16 protein-coding genes and 2 pseudogenes are annotated in these 13,181 nt (G+C 69.5%); 11 read left to right on the forward strand and 7 right to left on the reverse strand.

Annotated features, from left to right (window positions below; all coding sequences use genetic code 11):
- Positions 1-9: 9 nt before the first annotated feature.
- Together ACZ7L1_RS14850 and ACZ7L1_RS14855 are read left to right on the forward strand one after the other, a co-directional pair.
- Positions 10-246, forward strand: coding sequence for a hypothetical protein (locus ACZ7L1_RS14850; RefSeq protein ID WP_471437291.1), 237 nt, complete (start codon positions 10-12; stop codon positions 244-246).
- A 132-nt stretch (positions 247-378) separates the two neighbouring features.
- On the forward strand, positions 379-537 hold the full coding sequence (locus ACZ7L1_RS14855; RefSeq protein ID WP_471437293.1) for a hypothetical protein: 159 nt from the start codon (positions 379-381) through the stop codon (positions 535-537).
- 185 nt (positions 538-722) lie between these two features.
- Here the strand turns inward: ACZ7L1_RS14855 and ACZ7L1_RS14860 are convergent, their stop codons facing one another.
- Positions 723-1,076 carry a VOC family protein gene (locus ACZ7L1_RS14860; RefSeq protein ID WP_471437295.1) on the reverse strand — a complete coding sequence of 118 codons (354 nt, stop codon included), beginning with the start codon at positions 1,074-1,076 and terminating at the stop codon, positions 723-725.
- A 72-nt stretch (positions 1,077-1,148) separates the two neighbouring features.
- Between ACZ7L1_RS14860 and ACZ7L1_RS14865 the strand changes: the two are divergent.
- The 5 genes and pseudogenes from ACZ7L1_RS14865 to ACZ7L1_RS14885 form a co-directional block, all read left to right on the forward strand.
- A pseudogene (locus ACZ7L1_RS14865) lies at positions 1,149-1,757 on the forward strand (SIR2 family NAD-dependent protein deacylase); the annotation flags it as partial.
- Positions 1,758-2,020: 263 nt separating this feature from the next.
- Positions 2,021-2,491 (forward strand): NUDIX domain-containing protein, encoded by a 471-nt coding sequence (locus ACZ7L1_RS14870; protein ID WP_471437297.1) that lies wholly within the window; start codon positions 2,021-2,023, stop codon positions 2,489-2,491.
- A gap of 131 nt (positions 2,492-2,622) precedes the next feature.
- A complete protein-coding gene (locus ACZ7L1_RS14875; protein ID WP_471437299.1) occupies positions 2,623-2,937 on the forward strand; it encodes a hypothetical protein in 315 nt (104 codons plus the stop codon).
- Positions 2,938-3,129: 192 nt separating this feature from the next.
- Positions 3,130-3,753 carry a hypothetical protein gene (locus ACZ7L1_RS14880; RefSeq protein WP_471437301.1) on the forward strand — a complete coding sequence of 208 codons (624 nt, stop codon included), beginning with the start codon at positions 3,130-3,132 and terminating at the stop codon, positions 3,751-3,753.
- A gap of 759 nt (positions 3,754-4,512) precedes the next feature.
- Positions 4,513-4,842 (forward strand): annotated as a pseudogene (locus tag ACZ7L1_RS14885) (CU044_2847 family protein); the annotation flags it as partial.
- Between the two features lie 265 nt (positions 4,843-5,107).
- Here ACZ7L1_RS14885 and ACZ7L1_RS14890 read toward each other — a convergent pair.
- Entirely contained in the window at positions 5,108-5,965 is an 858-nt protein-coding gene (locus ACZ7L1_RS14890) for a 3-hydroxybutyryl-CoA dehydrogenase (RefSeq protein WP_471437303.1), read from the reverse strand.
- A 170-nt stretch (positions 5,966-6,135) separates the two neighbouring features.
- On the opposite strand from ACZ7L1_RS14890, the gene ACZ7L1_RS14895 reads away from it, so the two are divergent.
- A complete protein-coding gene (locus ACZ7L1_RS14895) occupies positions 6,136-7,356 on the forward strand; it encodes a glycoside hydrolase family 10-like protein (RefSeq protein WP_471437305.1) in 1,221 nt (406 codons plus the stop codon).
- A 9-nt stretch (positions 7,357-7,365) separates the two neighbouring features.
- On the opposite strand, the gene ACZ7L1_RS14900 is transcribed toward ACZ7L1_RS14895, so the two are convergent.
- Positions 7,366-7,575: a DUF1918 domain-containing protein gene (locus ACZ7L1_RS14900; protein ID WP_471437307.1), complete on the reverse strand. Its 210-nt coding sequence runs from the start codon at positions 7,573-7,575 to the stop codon at positions 7,366-7,368.
- 149 nt (positions 7,576-7,724) lie between these two features.
- On the reverse strand, positions 7,725-8,657 hold the full coding sequence (locus tag ACZ7L1_RS14905; RefSeq protein WP_471437309.1) for a DMT family transporter: 933 nt from the start codon (positions 8,655-8,657) through the stop codon (positions 7,725-7,727).
- Here ACZ7L1_RS14905 and ACZ7L1_RS14910 point away from each other — a divergent pair.
- The 3 genes from ACZ7L1_RS14910 to ACZ7L1_RS14920 all read left to right on the forward strand — a co-directional run bounded on the left by ACZ7L1_RS14910 (position 8,656) and on the right by ACZ7L1_RS14920 (position 11,317).
- Positions 8,656-10,098 (forward strand): aminotransferase-like domain-containing protein, encoded by a 1,443-nt coding sequence (locus ACZ7L1_RS14910; RefSeq protein ID WP_471437311.1) that lies wholly within the window; start codon positions 8,656-8,658, stop codon positions 10,096-10,098. The genes ACZ7L1_RS14905 and ACZ7L1_RS14910 overlap by 2 nt on opposite strands.
- Before the next feature lie 60 nt (positions 10,099-10,158).
- The gene (locus ACZ7L1_RS14915; RefSeq protein WP_471437313.1) at positions 10,159-10,626 is read left to right on the forward strand and encodes a GNAT family N-acetyltransferase; all 468 of its coding nucleotides are present in this window, start codon (positions 10,159-10,161) and stop codon (positions 10,624-10,626) included.
- A gap of 73 nt (positions 10,627-10,699) precedes the next feature.
- Positions 10,700-11,317, forward strand: coding sequence for a histidine phosphatase family protein (locus ACZ7L1_RS14920; protein ID WP_471437315.1), 618 nt, complete (start codon positions 10,700-10,702; stop codon positions 11,315-11,317).
- Here the strand turns inward: ACZ7L1_RS14920 and ACZ7L1_RS14925 are convergent.
- The 3 genes from ACZ7L1_RS14925 to ACZ7L1_RS14935 form a co-directional block, all read right to left on the reverse strand.
- Entirely contained in the window at positions 11,275-11,748 is a 474-nt protein-coding gene (locus ACZ7L1_RS14925) for a DUF6314 family protein (protein ID WP_471437317.1), read from the reverse strand. The two genes, ACZ7L1_RS14920 and ACZ7L1_RS14925, sit on opposite strands and share 43 nt — an antisense overlap.
- A gap of 173 nt (positions 11,749-11,921) precedes the next feature.
- Entirely contained in the window at positions 11,922-12,359 is a 438-nt protein-coding gene (locus ACZ7L1_RS14930; RefSeq protein ID WP_471437319.1) for a carboxymuconolactone decarboxylase family protein, read from the reverse strand.
- A complete protein-coding gene (locus ACZ7L1_RS14935; protein WP_471437321.1) occupies positions 12,356-12,787 on the reverse strand; it encodes a MerR family transcriptional regulator in 432 nt (143 codons plus the stop codon). Before ACZ7L1_RS14935 ends, ACZ7L1_RS14930 begins: the two co-directional genes overlap by 4 nt.
- Between the last annotated feature and the right edge of the window lie 394 nt (positions 12,788-13,181).

Here is a 13,181-nt window from a genome sequence, read left to right on the forward strand (position 1 = left end):
AGTTACTCGGTGAGTTTCGAAAGCCATCGCGGACACGAAGTTCAAGTCGCGAAATTCTCGCCGATCGACTCGGATGAGATCATTGTCGAGTTTCGCACCAGAGACGATCACGGGGCCATCGTGGAAATCCTTGAGGTTTTCCGAAACGAGGGGTCGGAGGAGTTGTTTATCCGACTCATCGACCAGCCGGTGAGTGTCAAGCTGATGCAATGGGCAATTGAGGAGGCAGCGAAGAGGCTGGCCTAACGGGGCGGCCGCTGGGTAGCCGGGTGTGCCGCTTTCATGCTGGGCGGCACACCCGGCTTCGACTTTCAGGGCGCAGAGAAGCCGCCAGGATGTGCAGCGTTCACGCCTTCGGGCGGTGGTTGCTCTCCGCCCATGGAGACGGTCCTGGCCGACTCCATGGTCAACCGGAAAGTGATACAGCAAATTACACGGCTGCGCGAGGATCTTTCCGATGCACTCGAAGGCACCGCAGGAGTGGACGAGGCCGAGAAAGTCTCCGAAGAAGCATACTTCTACGAAGATCCAGCCTGAGCGCCAATTAGCCCGTACCCGGTGACGCCCGCCGGATCCCCGGCGGGCCGTTTTCTAGTTCGGCGGGGAGGTCCAACCGATAATGCGGGATGGTCTACCGGCACCACGACCTCGACGGCGAGATGCAACCGGGAGCCGGGAAGCGGCAGGGCATCACCGGGTGCGCGCACGCCGCGCGGAAGCCGTCAGGCGGGCTGCCAGAGTTCGATGCGGTTGCCCTCCGGGTCGGTGACCCAGCCGAAGCGGCCGACGCCGTTCATTTCCTGGGTCTCCTCGGCCACGTCGGCGCCTGCGGCGCGCAGCTGCGTGAGCATCGCGGCCAGGTCGCGGACGCGGAAGTTGAGCATGCTCTGCTGGGTGCGGGACCCGAAGTAGTCGGTGCCGGCCTCGAACGCCGCGAACACCGTCGGCCCCTCCCCCTGCCGCCACAGACCGTTCTCGTCGGCGTCCAGGCCGAGGCAGTCGCGGTACCACTCGCTCAGGGCCGCCGGGTCCGACGCCCGCAGGAAATATCCACCGATTCCCAGTACTCGTTCCATGGCGCCATCCTGCCAGCGCGGTCTCCCGATATCCGTTCGCCCCGGGCGGCCGCCCGGCCTACGCTCGGCCCCATGAACAGGCCACTCGTCGCCATCCTCAGCGGAGCGGGTATCTCCACCGACTCGGGAATCCCGGACTACCGCGGCCCGAACGGGCTGTGGCGGCGGGATCCGGAAGCAGAGAAGCTCGTGACGTACGAGTACTACATGGGCGACCCGGAGATCCGGCGCAGGTCATGGCAGCTCCGGCGCAAGAACCGGACCCTGAAGGCCGAGCCCAACGCCGCGCACCTCGCCGTCGCGGAGCTCGAGAAGTCCGGGATCCCGGTGCGGGTCATCACGCAGAACGTGGACGGGCTGCACCAGCTCGCCGGCATGCCCGCCCGCAAGGTGCTGTAGCTGCACGGCACCGCACGCAGCGTCGTGTGCACGCGGTGTCACGCCCGCGAGCCCATGGAGGAAGCGCTCGCCCGGGTCGAGGCCGGCGAGGAGGACCCGGCGTGCCTGGGGTGCGGCGGGATCCTGAAGTCCGCGACCGTGATGTTCGGTGAGCGGCTGGACCCCCAGGTGCTGGGGCAGGCCGTGGCGATCGCCACGGCCTGCCAGGTGTTCATCGCCGTGGGCAGCAGCCTCCAGGTGCAGCCCGCCGCCGGCCTCGTCGGTGTCGCCGCCGACCACGGGGAGCTGCGCCCACACCGCGCGCTGGAACGGTGTTCCGTGGAGGGCGAGTTCGAGGGTGAACTCGGTCGACTCGCCATCGAAGTGGCCCTCTACCGTGCCGACGACCAGCAACTCGTCAACGCCCACGTCTGGGGCGTCAACGCCTACGCCGCCCCCGTGTGGCATCTTCGCCGTCACGAGACAGGCGGCATGTTCGACACCTACGCCGACAGCTTCGACGCCGTGTGGGCGACCGCAACCCCCGTACGAGAGGAAGGCTGACCGTGGCCCGCACCGAGTACTACGACGACCCCACCGCACCCAAGCCGAACAGCATGGTCGTCGCCGCATCCGCCGTCGTCACCGACGACCACGGCCGCATCCTCCTCCAGCGCCGCCGCGACAACGACCTATGGGCACTGCCCGGCGGCGGCATGGACCTCACCGACTCCCTGCCAGGCACCGCCGTCCGCGAAGTCAAGGAAGAAACCGGCCTCGACGTCGAGATCACCGGCCTGGTCGGCACCTACACCGACCCGAAACACATCATCGCTTACACCGACGGCGAGGTCCGCCGCCAGTTCAACGTCTGCTTCACCGCCCGCATCACCGGCGGCCAGCTGGAGATCTCAGACGAATCCACCGAACTCCGCTTCGTACCGCCCGAAGAGATCGAACAGTTGCCGATGCACCACACCCAACGACTCAGACTCCAGCACTTCCTGGAACACCGGGAGACGCCGTACCTGGGCTGAACCGCCTGACGGCAGTAGCTGACGGCAACAACCCCGCACAACCACGGACACCCACGCACCTCACCGGACCAGCAAACGCGCTTGACCTGCATAAAAGCAGGTAGAGGGGTGCCGCATAGCACACGTACTATGTGCTGGCGCGAGCCACGCCGGTACTGGTCCACAACTGCGACGAGGACGGCGGTGACTGGACTCCTGACCCGGAGTACTCGAAGAAGGCCATCGATGAGCGTCACAACGAGTGGAAGAGTCAGTCGGAACTGACCAAGGACCACGACTATCTGGCGCGCAAGGTGGCATCTGACCCGAACTACCCTCAGCGACTCACCAGGGACCCGAACACCAACACGCTGGTGCCCGACTTCTGGCAGAACAGGTCGAATGTCGCGGGTTGGGGAGACTGGAAGGGGGCGAAGATCTACGATATGGAGCCCCTGGGTAAGTAAAGCCAGGTACGCATAATGGTCCACCCGAAGACGGGTGAAATCGCCTGGTTCCCGATCAGGAACGGGACACACCAATACGGAGATCCCAGGTACTACAAGTACCAGACGAAAAACTGATCTGAGGGCGGGCGGGCCGTCGCACAAGACGGCCCGCCCGCCGGTTCGACCGAAGAAAGAAAGAAGGAACAAAGAGTGACGGCCGACTTCCCACAGGAACTTGCGGACAAGCTCTCCCGCGCCGGATTCACTTTCCTGGAAGTGGTCGACACTCGGGACGATCTCGTGCCCTATCTCGTCGCGCGGTATGTGACGTACCTGCAGTCGGAAGACGGCCGCTCGGACGTCATCATCGAACATGACGAACCGAACCTGGGCGCCAGGTTCAACGCGGAATGGGAGCGTGCGGCCCAGGAGTGCGGCTTGTTCTCGACAGCGAGTGACGGTCGACGGGAATTTCTGCTCGGCTTGGACATATCGGCCGATGCGCCGGATGCGGAAGACGAGGAGAATCCTCCCGCCTATCGATGGGTGCGTGTCCTGCTCCGCGACGAATGGGACATCGCCGGCGTCGGCTGTGCGAACGGAGTCTTCGGATCGGGTGAGAACAACCCGACCTTCGCCGCGACGTCGTTGAGCGGTGACGTGGTGATGGTTGCCGGATACTGGCAGGTCGGTATCGGGTTCACTCTCGCTTCGCACCCTGAACGCATCGCGACGCTGCGGGAGCACGCGAAGCGCATCGCATCCTACGAGCACGTCGAGCCTGCGCAACGGCAGTGGGCCGAACGCTGGCTCGCCCACAGCCAGGCACGATGACGCAAGTGAAGCCCTCCTGAAGCTTTCAGCTCCGGGCGATACAGGCGACTTGGTAGGTCACCGGCATCAACCGGAGCTTCGTTGCATACGGGGCGGCCCGCGACCCCATCGTCATGATGCCGTGACCAGCACGGATCCTTGATCCGCAAGACTTTGAAGCCGCCCTGGCCTTGATCCGCAGCCTGAATTCTGAGCACGGGTTCGGGCGGGTTCCGGGTGTTCCTTTGGGGTGCGGGCAGCGGTGATCGCCGGATCGCCGTCCGGTGCGGGGTCTCCAAGTTATTTCGGGTCGTGGACGGGCAGGGCGGTCGTGCGGCTCAGGTGACCATGCGCTGTCCGGTCGCCGTCCATAGGTCGGTGAAATCGTCGGCCCAGCTCGAGTGTTGGGGCAGGTGGAGGGTGAGGCGGCGGGCGCCGGTGGCGATCCGAGCGGGGATGTTGATCAGGTGGCGGCGGATCGTGCCGGTTCGCGCTCTGGCGTGGAAGGCGGAGGCGAGGTGGCCGACGGCGCGGATGTGAGGTGGTGGCGCCGGACGCCGAACAGTTCGGCCTGCCCCGGCATGCTCTTCGGGTTCAGGCGCTTGACCCGGCGCACGATCAGCCGGGCGGTGGCCTGGAATGCCTTCTTCTTGCTGGTGAACGCAGTGAAGGGGACATAGGCGATCTCGGCGTCGGAGATCCAGCGTTCCTCCTCGGCGTCCCAGACGGCAGCGGCGTTGATCGCGGTTCAATGCCCGCGGTGATGGCCAGTGGGAAGACGACTCGCCCGTCGGACCGGTCGGCGCTGGTTCCCGGGTGATCCAGCGGTCGGGTCAGTTGCTGCACGACGCCTTCGCCCCGCTGGTGCCGATCCTGTCGGGCATCCACGATCAAGCACTCAGGATGGGCAACGCACCGGATGAACTGTCTGTCGAATTCGGCGTGAAGCTCACTGCTGGGTTGAAGATGGCAGTTGCGAGCGGCGGAGAGGCTAGCTTCACCGTGACCGCTACATGGAACACGCCCCGGGAACAACCGCAGAACCACAGTTGTGTCAATGCATCCCAGCCCGCCGCCCTAGTCGTCGGTGGTGGGGAGCCATTGAGCTGATTCGGGTCTGGCGCACGGATCGTGATGGAGGCAGACGAACCGCTGTGGAACGCGTTCGTAGCCCCCGTGGCTGGCCTCCTTGTGGAGATGCTCGATGGCTCGCGCCACCCCTTGGCGCTGCGCGATGCTGCGATCCGTGCAGGCGAGGACCGCGCGGATGAGGACCTGGCGAGCGCCACGAGGCCAAGAAGGCAGCGCCGCCGTGGGCGCTGGTCCGGGTGAATTCGCCCTTGAACAGCGCCACTTGGCGGCGTCGCCGCACTCGCTAGTACGAGTAGAAGCCGGAGCCCGTCTTGCGGCCGAGCCGGCCCGCCTCCACCATGCGCTGGAGCAGCGGGGGAGCGGCGTACAGCGGCTCCTTGTACTCGTGGTACATCGAGTTGGCGATCGAGACGACGGTGTCCAGCCCGATCAGATCGGCGAGCTTCAGCGGGCCCATCGGGTGGGCGCAGCCCATCTCCATGCCGTTGTCGATGTCCTCGCGCCCGGCGATGCCCGACTCGAACATCCGGATCGCGGACAGCAGGTACGGCACCAGCAGCGCGTTGACGACGAAGCCCGAGCGGTCCTGGGCGCGGATGGCGTGCTTGCCGAGGAGCTTCTCCGTGAACAGCTGGGCCCGGCTCAGGGTGCCCTCGGAGGTGGTGAGCGCCGGGATCAGCTCGACGAGATTCTGCACCGGGGCCGGGTTGAAGAAGTGGATGCCGATCACCTGGTCCGGCCGCGAGGTCGCCACGGCCAGCTTCACCAGCGGGATCGAGGAGGTGTTGGAGGCGAGGATGGCGTCCGGGCGGGTCACCACCTGGTCGAGCACCTGGAAGATCTCGGTCTTCACCTGCTCGTTCTCGACGACGGCCTCGATCACCAGGTCGCGGTCCGCGAACTCCCCGAGGTCGGTGGTGAAGGTCAGGCGCGCCTGCGTCGCCTCCCGCTCCTCCTCGGAGATCTTGCCGCGCTCGGCTGCCTTGGACAGGGAGTTGAACAGGCGAGTCCGGCCGATCTCCAGGGCCTCGCCGGTGGTCTCGGCGACCTTCACGTCCAGGCCGGCGCGGGCGCACACCTCGGCGATGCCCGCGCCCATCTGGCCGCAGCCCACCACTCCGACGCGTTCGATGTCGGTCACATCGTCCCTTTCGCTGATCTACGGCTGGCAGGTCCGATCGGGTTCCGGTCGCCTGCTCCGATCGTGCACGTTACTCCCAAGTATCGATGATCGATCGTCCGGGTGGGAGCATGCTGGGGCACCGGGACGATCCGTGACGAGGCGGGTCCGCAGAGTACGGGGGTGTGCCGATGGGCCGCTTGTCACGTCGGGCGTTCACGGTGGCCGCGCTGGCGAGCCTGGTGCCGGCGGGAGACGCCGCGGCCGCACCGCAGGGGTCGGCGGCCGGGGAGATGAGGGGCATGTGGCTGGCCTGCGTGGCCAACCGCGACTGGCCCTCACGTCCCGGTCTGACGGCGTCCGCGCAGCGCGCCGAGCTGTGCGCCCTGCTCGACGTGGCCGTGCGGCGCCGGCTGAACACGGTGTTCTTGCAGGTGCGCCCCACGGCCGACGCCCTGTGGCCCTCCCCGTACGAGCCGTGGTCCCAGTACCTGACCGGCGTCCAGGGGCGGGATCCCGGCTGGGACCCGCTCGGCACGGCCGTCACCGAGGCGCACGCGCGGGGCCTGCAACTGCACGCCTGGTTCAACCCGTACCGGATCGCCCTGCACGCCGACCCCTCCCGGCTCGCCGCCCGGCACCCCGCCCGCGAGCACCCCGACTGGGTCGTGCCCTACGGCGGAAAGCTGTACTACGACCCCGGACTGCCCGAGGTCCGGGCCTTCGTCGAGGACGCCATCCTGGACGCCGTGCGCCGCTACCCGGTCGACGGCGTCCACTTCGACGACTACTTCTACCCGTACCCGGTCGCCGGGGAGGACTTCGACGACGAGGACGCCTACGAGGAGTACGGCGAGGACTTCCCGAGCCGGGCCGCCTGGCGCCGGGACAACATCGACCGGCTGGTGCGCGAGACCGCGAGCCGTGTGCGGCAGACCAGACCGGCCGCGCGCTTCGGGATCAGCCCCTTCGGGGTGTGGCGCAACGCCGGCACCGACCCCCGCGGCTCGGACACCCGGGCCGGGGTGCAGACGTACGACGACCTGTACGCGGACACGCGGACCTGGGTGAGGTCGGGGTGGCTGGACTACGTCTGCCCGCAGATCTACTGGAACATCGGCTACGCCGCCGCCGACTACGCGCGACTCGTGCCCTGGTGGGCAGGTGTCGTCCAGGGCACGGACGTACAGCTGTACGTGGGTGAGGCACTGTACAAGGCCGGTGCATCGGCCGAGTCCGGCGCCTGGCAGGACCCGGCCGAACTCTCCCTGCACCTTGCTCTGGCCAGCCGTCACCCGCAGGTCCGCGGGCACGTCTTCTTCGCCGCCAAGGACGTGTCCGAGGACCCGATCGGCGCGATGACGCGGGTCGTCGCCGACCACTACGGGCAGCCGGCGAGGCCCCCGCGCTGACTCCGGTCCCTACTGTCCGATCGGCCGGCCGGCGTTCTCCTTGTGACGGATCTCGGTGTCCGGGCCGGGTGAGCACACCCCTTCGTGCCCGTCCTGGAAGCGGACGCGGTACGGCGGGTTGCCGTCCGTGCCCATCACTTCGACGATCTCGCCGACCTTGTCGTGCTGCCCGACGATCCTGCCGTGCTGCACCAGCTTGTCGCCCACAGTTGCGCGCATCTGTTGGGCCCTCCTCGTCGCGTAGCGGGAGTGTCGGTCCCGTTTTCAAGGCGGCTCGCCTCCGGGAGGCTGCAGCGCCTTCGGCTCACTGGCTGCGGCCGCGAGCCACGGCCGGTGGCGCCGGACGTCCCGGTCCGCCCCCACCCCGGTCAGCCCCGCGCCCGCTGGGTGACCGCGATGCACACGAGGACCGCGGCGGCCGTGAGCGGTGCGGCCGGGGTGAGGTGCTCACCGAGGAGCAGTACCGACCACACCAGTGTGAGCAGGGGCTGGGCCAACTGCAACTGACTGGCCTTGGGGATGCCCATCGAGGCCATGCCCCGGTACCAGACGACCAGCCCGAGGAACTGCGAGCCGGCCGCCACCCACAACAGCCCGGCCACGCCGTGCGCGGTGAGGTGGACCGGCTCGTACGACAGCGCCACGGCCGCGGCGGGCACGGTGAGCGGCAGGCAGAGCACCAGGGCCCAGCCGATGACCTGCCAGCCGGGCATGACCCGGGCCAGTCGGCCGCCCTCGGTGTAGCCGGCGGCGCAGATCAGCAGGGCGCCGAAGAGGTAGGCGTCCGCGCCGGTCAGCGCTCCGCCGCTCTGCTGCACGGTGAACGCGATGACGGCGGCGGCGCCGGCGAGGGCGGCGAGCCAGAAGGTGCGGGAGGGCCGGGTGCGCACGCGCAGCGCGGAGAGGAGTGCGGTGGTCAGGGGGAGCAGCCCGACGACCACGGCGGCGTGCGCGGTGGTCGAGGTCTTCAGGGCGAGGGTGGTCAGCAGCGGGAAGCCGAGCACCACGCCGGCCGCGACCACGGCCAGCCCCGCCCAGTGGGCCCGCGCGGGCACCGGCACGCGGAGTGCGAGCAGGCACCCGCCGGCGATGAGGGCGGCGAGCACACTGCGCGCGGCCACGAGCGACCAGGCGCCGAAGCCCTCGAGTCCCCAGGCGGTGGCGGGAAAGGTGAGTGAGAAGGCGACGACGCCGAGGGCGGCCGGAAGGGTGCCGGTGCGGCGGCGGGCCGTGTCGGCCTCCGTGACGGCCGCGGTCACTGCTATCGCGGTAGGAGCAGTAGCGCTATCCTGTGTCCTCATGCAAGAGAGTAGCAGTGTCGTTGAGCTGGCGAATCGCCTCCGGCATGAGTTGAATCGCTACTCCCCGGGAGAGAAGCTGCCGTCCAGCCGTGTGCTCGTCGAGCGGTTCCGGGTGAGTCCGGTGACCGTGTCGCGCGCGCTCGCCCAACTGGCCGCCGAGGGGCTGGTGGTCACGCGCCCCGGAGCCGGGGCTTTCCGGGCGGAGCCGCGGGCGGCGGCCCCGGCCGTGGGGGACACCGCCTGGCAGGAGGTCGCGCTCAGCGCCGATGCCTCCGCCGAGGTCGTGCCGCGCAGCGTCGACGCGTCCGGAGTGGTCGTCTCGCTGGCCGCCCCGCCCGCCGGTGTCATCGAGTTCACCGGAGGCTATCTGCACCCCTCACTGCAGCCCGAGCGGGCCATGGCCGCGGCCCTGTCGCGCGCCGGCCGCCGCCCCGGCGTCTGGGCCCGCCCACCCGTCGAGGGCGTCGCCGAACTGCGCGAGTGGTTCGCGCGGGCGATCGGCGGCGCGACGACCGCCGCCGACGTGCTGATCACCGCGGGCGGCCAGTCCGCGCTGACCACCGCGCTACGGGCCCTCGCACCCCCCGGCGCCCCCGTCCTGGTCGAGTCGCCCACCTATCCCGGCATGCTCGCCATCGCCCGCGCGGCGGGCCTCAGGCCCGTACCCGTGCCGGTCGACGCGGACGGGGTCAAACCCACTCTGCTCGCCGACGCGTTCCGCGCGACCGGCGCCCGTGTCGTCGTCTGCCAGCCGCTGTTCCAGAACCCGACCGGTGCGGTCCTCGCCCCCGAACGCCGAGGCGAGGTGCTGCGCATCGCGCGCGACGCCGGAGCGTTCGTGATCGAGGACGACTTCGTCCGCCGGCTGGTGCACGAGGACGCCGGCCCCCTGCCGCCCCCGCTGGCGGCCGAGGACCTCGACGGCGTCGTCGTGCACGTCAACTCCCTGACCAAGGCGACCTCGCCCAGCTTCCGGGTCGGCGCCCTGGCCGCCCGCGGCCCTGTCCTGGAACGGCTGCGCGCCATCCAGATCGTCGACACCTTCTTCGTGCCCCGCCCCCTTCAGGAGGCCGCGCTGGAACTCGTCGGCTCGCCCGCCTGGCCGCGGCATCTGCGCGCCGTGGCCACCGAGTTGAAGCACCGCCGCGACACGATGACCGCCGCCCTGCGCCTGCACCTGCCCGAACTCGCCCTGCCGTACATCCCGTCCGGCGGCTACCACCTCTGGGCGCGCCTGCCCGAGGGCGCCGACGAGTCCGCCCTTACCGCGGGCGCCCTGCGCGCTGGTGTCGCGGTCACCCCCGGCCGCCCCTACTTCAGCGCCGAACCCCCGGCCCCGCACGTGCGGTTGAGTTTCGCGGCCGCCGCCGGCGAAGGGGAGATCGCCGAGGGCGTACGCCGCCTGCGGGCGGCCTGCGACGAGGTGTTCCGGACCCGGTAGCGCAACGCCATCCGCCCGAATGCGTTCGACAGTGCTGCCCCGACCTGCGAGTCTCCCGTCATGACAGCGACCACCGACACGCCCCGCCTCCCGGACGGCTACGAATTCTCCGCCGACTCCGCCCGGATCGACATCGACCGCACCCACCACTGGCTCGCGACCGACGCGTACTGGGCGATCGACCGGCCCCGGGAGAGACACGAGCGCGCGGTCGCGAACTCCCTCAACTTCGGGGTGTACGACACCGCTTCGGGCGAGCAGGTGGCGTACGCGCGCGTGGTCACCGACGAAGCGTCCTTCGCCTGGCTCTGCGATGTCTACGTCGACCGTTCGGTGCGCGGCAAGGGCATCGGCACCGCCCTGGTCGCCGCCGTCCGCGACCACCTGGCCCCGCTCGGGCTGCGCCGCGCCCTCCTGGCGACGCACGATGCGCACGGGGTCTACGCCAAGCTCGGGTTCGAGCCGCTCGACCGGCCGGACCAGTGGATGGTGCACCGGTTCGACACGTCGAACAAGGTCCGTGTGTGACGTCCGCGATACCCTTGGTAACTCCTGGGTAATCCCTCTTGACCTGCGCACTTGCGCGCTCGACGATCGCCGCATGCATCTTCGGGTCACGTTCGTCGCCGCCGCGCGCAGTTCCTCGCTGCTCGCGGAGCGCTTCGAGGACGACCGGCCGCTGGACCAGGCCGGCTGGGACGAGGTGCAACGTGTCGCCCCCGACCTGGTACCGCTGGCGGCGGCCGAGCTGCGCTACTGCTCGCCCACGCCGCGCAGCCGGGCCACCGGGGACGCGCTCGGGTACGCGCCGCTGGTGCAACCGGCGCTGCGGGACTGCGACATGGGCCGCTGGCGCGGGTTCACGTTGGGCGAGGCGATGGCCCGGGAGCCCTCGGCGGTGGACGCCTGGCTCGCGGACCCGCGCTCCGCTCCGCACGGCGGTGAGTCGCTGCTGGCGTTCATCTCCCGCGTGGGCGGCTGGCTGGACACGCGCCCCGTGGAGGACGGCAGCCGTATCGTCGCCGTGGCGGAGCCGTCGGTGGTGCGGGCGGCCCTGGTGTACGCGCTGAGGGCGCAGCCGTCGTCGTACTGGAACATCGACGTCCGTCCCCTGTCGACGGTGACCCTGGCCGGGCGCGGGGGCCGCTGGAACCTGCGCCTCGAAGCCGCGCCACATCAGCCCTCCGACGTTCCCGGAGGCCGGCGCTCGCGGGTGTAGTCGGTGGTCAGGACCAGGTCCTTCGCGGGCCCGCCGACTCGCCACACCGTGCGCCAGCGGTCCTCGTCGTACACGGTGAACTCGCCTCGGTAGAGGTCTGCCGCGCACGGATGCTCGACGACGTGGTGGCCGGTCGTGAGGTCGAGGTCGTGGAACGGGCGGCCGTCCGCGAACGCGACGTCCGAGGCCCCGGGCGAGGCGCCGGGCAGGAACAGCAGCGTCCGCTCGGCGTGCCGGGACGCACCCTGCCAGAGGAACGTGCCGGACTCGTGGTGCAGCAGTCCGCCGCCCTCCCGCGGCGAGAACACCGTCGTCCCGCTGAACCGGCCTTCCTCGCCGCTCGCGAGATCCCGCACGACGCGCTCCACGTGCCAACGCCCGGCCAGATGGGCCAGCACGTCCTCGACCGGCCAGAAGGCGTCCACCGCCATGGCTCCCTGTCCTCCTGTCCCTTTCTCCACGCCCATTGACGCGATCATGCCGCCTCTCTCACCTTCACCGACGACAAGCCGGCCGAGCCCGTTCCGCCAGCTGGTCACCCGGGACGCGAGGACCGGTGAGCTGGTCGTCAAGGTCGGCAACGCCCAGATCGCCTTCCTCAGGATCAGGCAGAGGTAGCCGCGGTCTGCGCGGGCTGCTGCCCCAGCGGCAGCAGCCCGCGCTCGGCGAAGACCTGCTTCGCGGCGAAGGTCGCGTTCAGCGCCTTCGGTATGCCGCAGTACACCGCCGAGTGCAGCAGGGCCTCGACGATCTGCTCGGGAGTGAGGCCCACGTTCAGTGCCGCGTTCACGTGCACGTCGAGCTGGGCCTCGCAGCCGCCGAGCGCGGTGAGCATGCCCAGCGTCACCAGCTGGCGGTCGCGCGGGGCGAGCCCGGGCCGGTCGTAGATGTCGCCGAAGGCCCAGGCGACGATCTGGTGGCCGAGCTCGGGGCTGATGTCGGCGAGCGAGTCGACGACCCGCTGCCCGGCCTCGCCGTCGACCTTCCTCAGGACCTCCAGGCCGTGGGCGAAACGCTCGTCACGGGTGGTGCTCTCGCTCATGTCCGCTCATCCGTTCCCGGCTGTGTGGGCATGTCGCCGAGCAGCCGTTCGTAGTGGTCGATCTTGTCGTCCAGCGCGGCCGCGTTGCGGCGCAGTGCGCGGATCCGCTCCGCCAGCTCCGCGCGGTGCTCCCGCAGCATCGCCAGCCGGTCCGCGACCGTGGCGTCCCCCTGCGCCCGCAGCTGCGCGAAGCGCTGCATGTCGGCGACCGACATGCCCGTCTCACGCAGCCGCAGCAGGAACTCCAGCCAGGCCAGGTCTGCCGCGTCGTAGCGCCGCTGATTGCCGGTGGTCCGGCCGACCCGCTCGATCAGGCCCGCCCTCTCGTAGTAGCGCAGGGTGTCGTGCGAGAGGCCGGTGCGCTCGGCGACCTGGGCGATCGTCAGGGTCGGTTGGCGATCCCGCGGGAGGAGTTGTCCGCTGGTCATGACAAGACCGTAGAACCTGGAGCGTGCTCCAGGTCAAGCGGTGCCCGGTGAGCGTGCCCGACGCGCCCGACGGGCATGGCCGCGGCCGGCCCGCGCACGGCGCCGGGTGAACTCCGCCACGACACCTTCCTGAAATTCGGAATTCGTTCTTTATTTCTCCGGAGGTGCCGCAACCATTCGGATTCACTGCCAGTCTAACCGGCGAATCCATGTCGATCCTGGGAGTGAATTCCCAGGTCGGACGCCATGCGTCCTGAATTCTCCGGAGCTCGCCGAGAATGATGTGTTCGACCCTGTTCATTGCACGTTCACCGGACGTTTCTCCGGTATTCGGGGCAGTCGCTGTATTCCCCTCAGTCGGCTCTCTTCGCGCACGTGACGCCGCTCACGGGAA

The organism is Streptomyces sp. NPDC107546 (assembly GCF_055639175.1).

Bases quoted from the DNA above. Each gene is read 5' to 3' on its own strand.
- ACZ7L1_RS14855 (WP_471437293.1), top strand. From the start codon at position 379: ATGGAGACGGTCCTGGCCGACTCCATGGTCAACCGGAAAGTGATACAG.
- ACZ7L1_RS14860 (WP_471437295.1), bottom strand. From the start codon at position 1,076: ATGGAACGAGTACTGGGAATCGGTGGATATTTCCTGCGGGCGTCGGAC.
- ACZ7L1_RS14895 (WP_471437305.1), top strand. From the start codon at position 6,136: ATGGGCCGCTTGTCACGTCGGGCGTTCACGGTGGCCGCGCTGGCGAGC.
- ACZ7L1_RS14900 (WP_471437307.1), bottom strand. From the start codon at position 7,575: ATGCGCGCAACTGTGGGCGACAAGCTGGTGCAGCACGGCAGGATCGTC.
- ACZ7L1_RS14910 (WP_471437311.1), top strand. From the start codon at position 8,656: ATGCAAGAGAGTAGCAGTGTCGTTGAGCTGGCGAATCGCCTCCGGCAT.
- ACZ7L1_RS14905 (WP_471437309.1), bottom strand. From the start codon at position 8,657: ATGAGGACACAGGATAGCGCTACTGCTCCTACCGCGATAGCAGTGACC.
- ACZ7L1_RS14915 (WP_471437313.1), top strand. From the start codon at position 10,159: ATGACAGCGACCACCGACACGCCCCGCCTCCCGGACGGCTACGAATTC.
- ACZ7L1_RS14920 (WP_471437315.1), top strand. From the start codon at position 10,700: ATGCATCTTCGGGTCACGTTCGTCGCCGCCGCGCGCAGTTCCTCGCTG.
- ACZ7L1_RS14925 (WP_471437317.1), bottom strand. From the start codon at position 11,748: ATGGCGGTGGACGCCTTCTGGCCGGTCGAGGACGTGCTGGCCCATCTG.
- ACZ7L1_RS14930 (WP_471437319.1), bottom strand. From the start codon at position 12,359: ATGAGCGAGAGCACCACCCGTGACGAGCGTTTCGCCCACGGCCTGGAG.
- ACZ7L1_RS14935 (WP_471437321.1), bottom strand. From the start codon at position 12,787: ATGACCAGCGGACAACTCCTCCCGCGGGATCGCCAACCGACCCTGACG.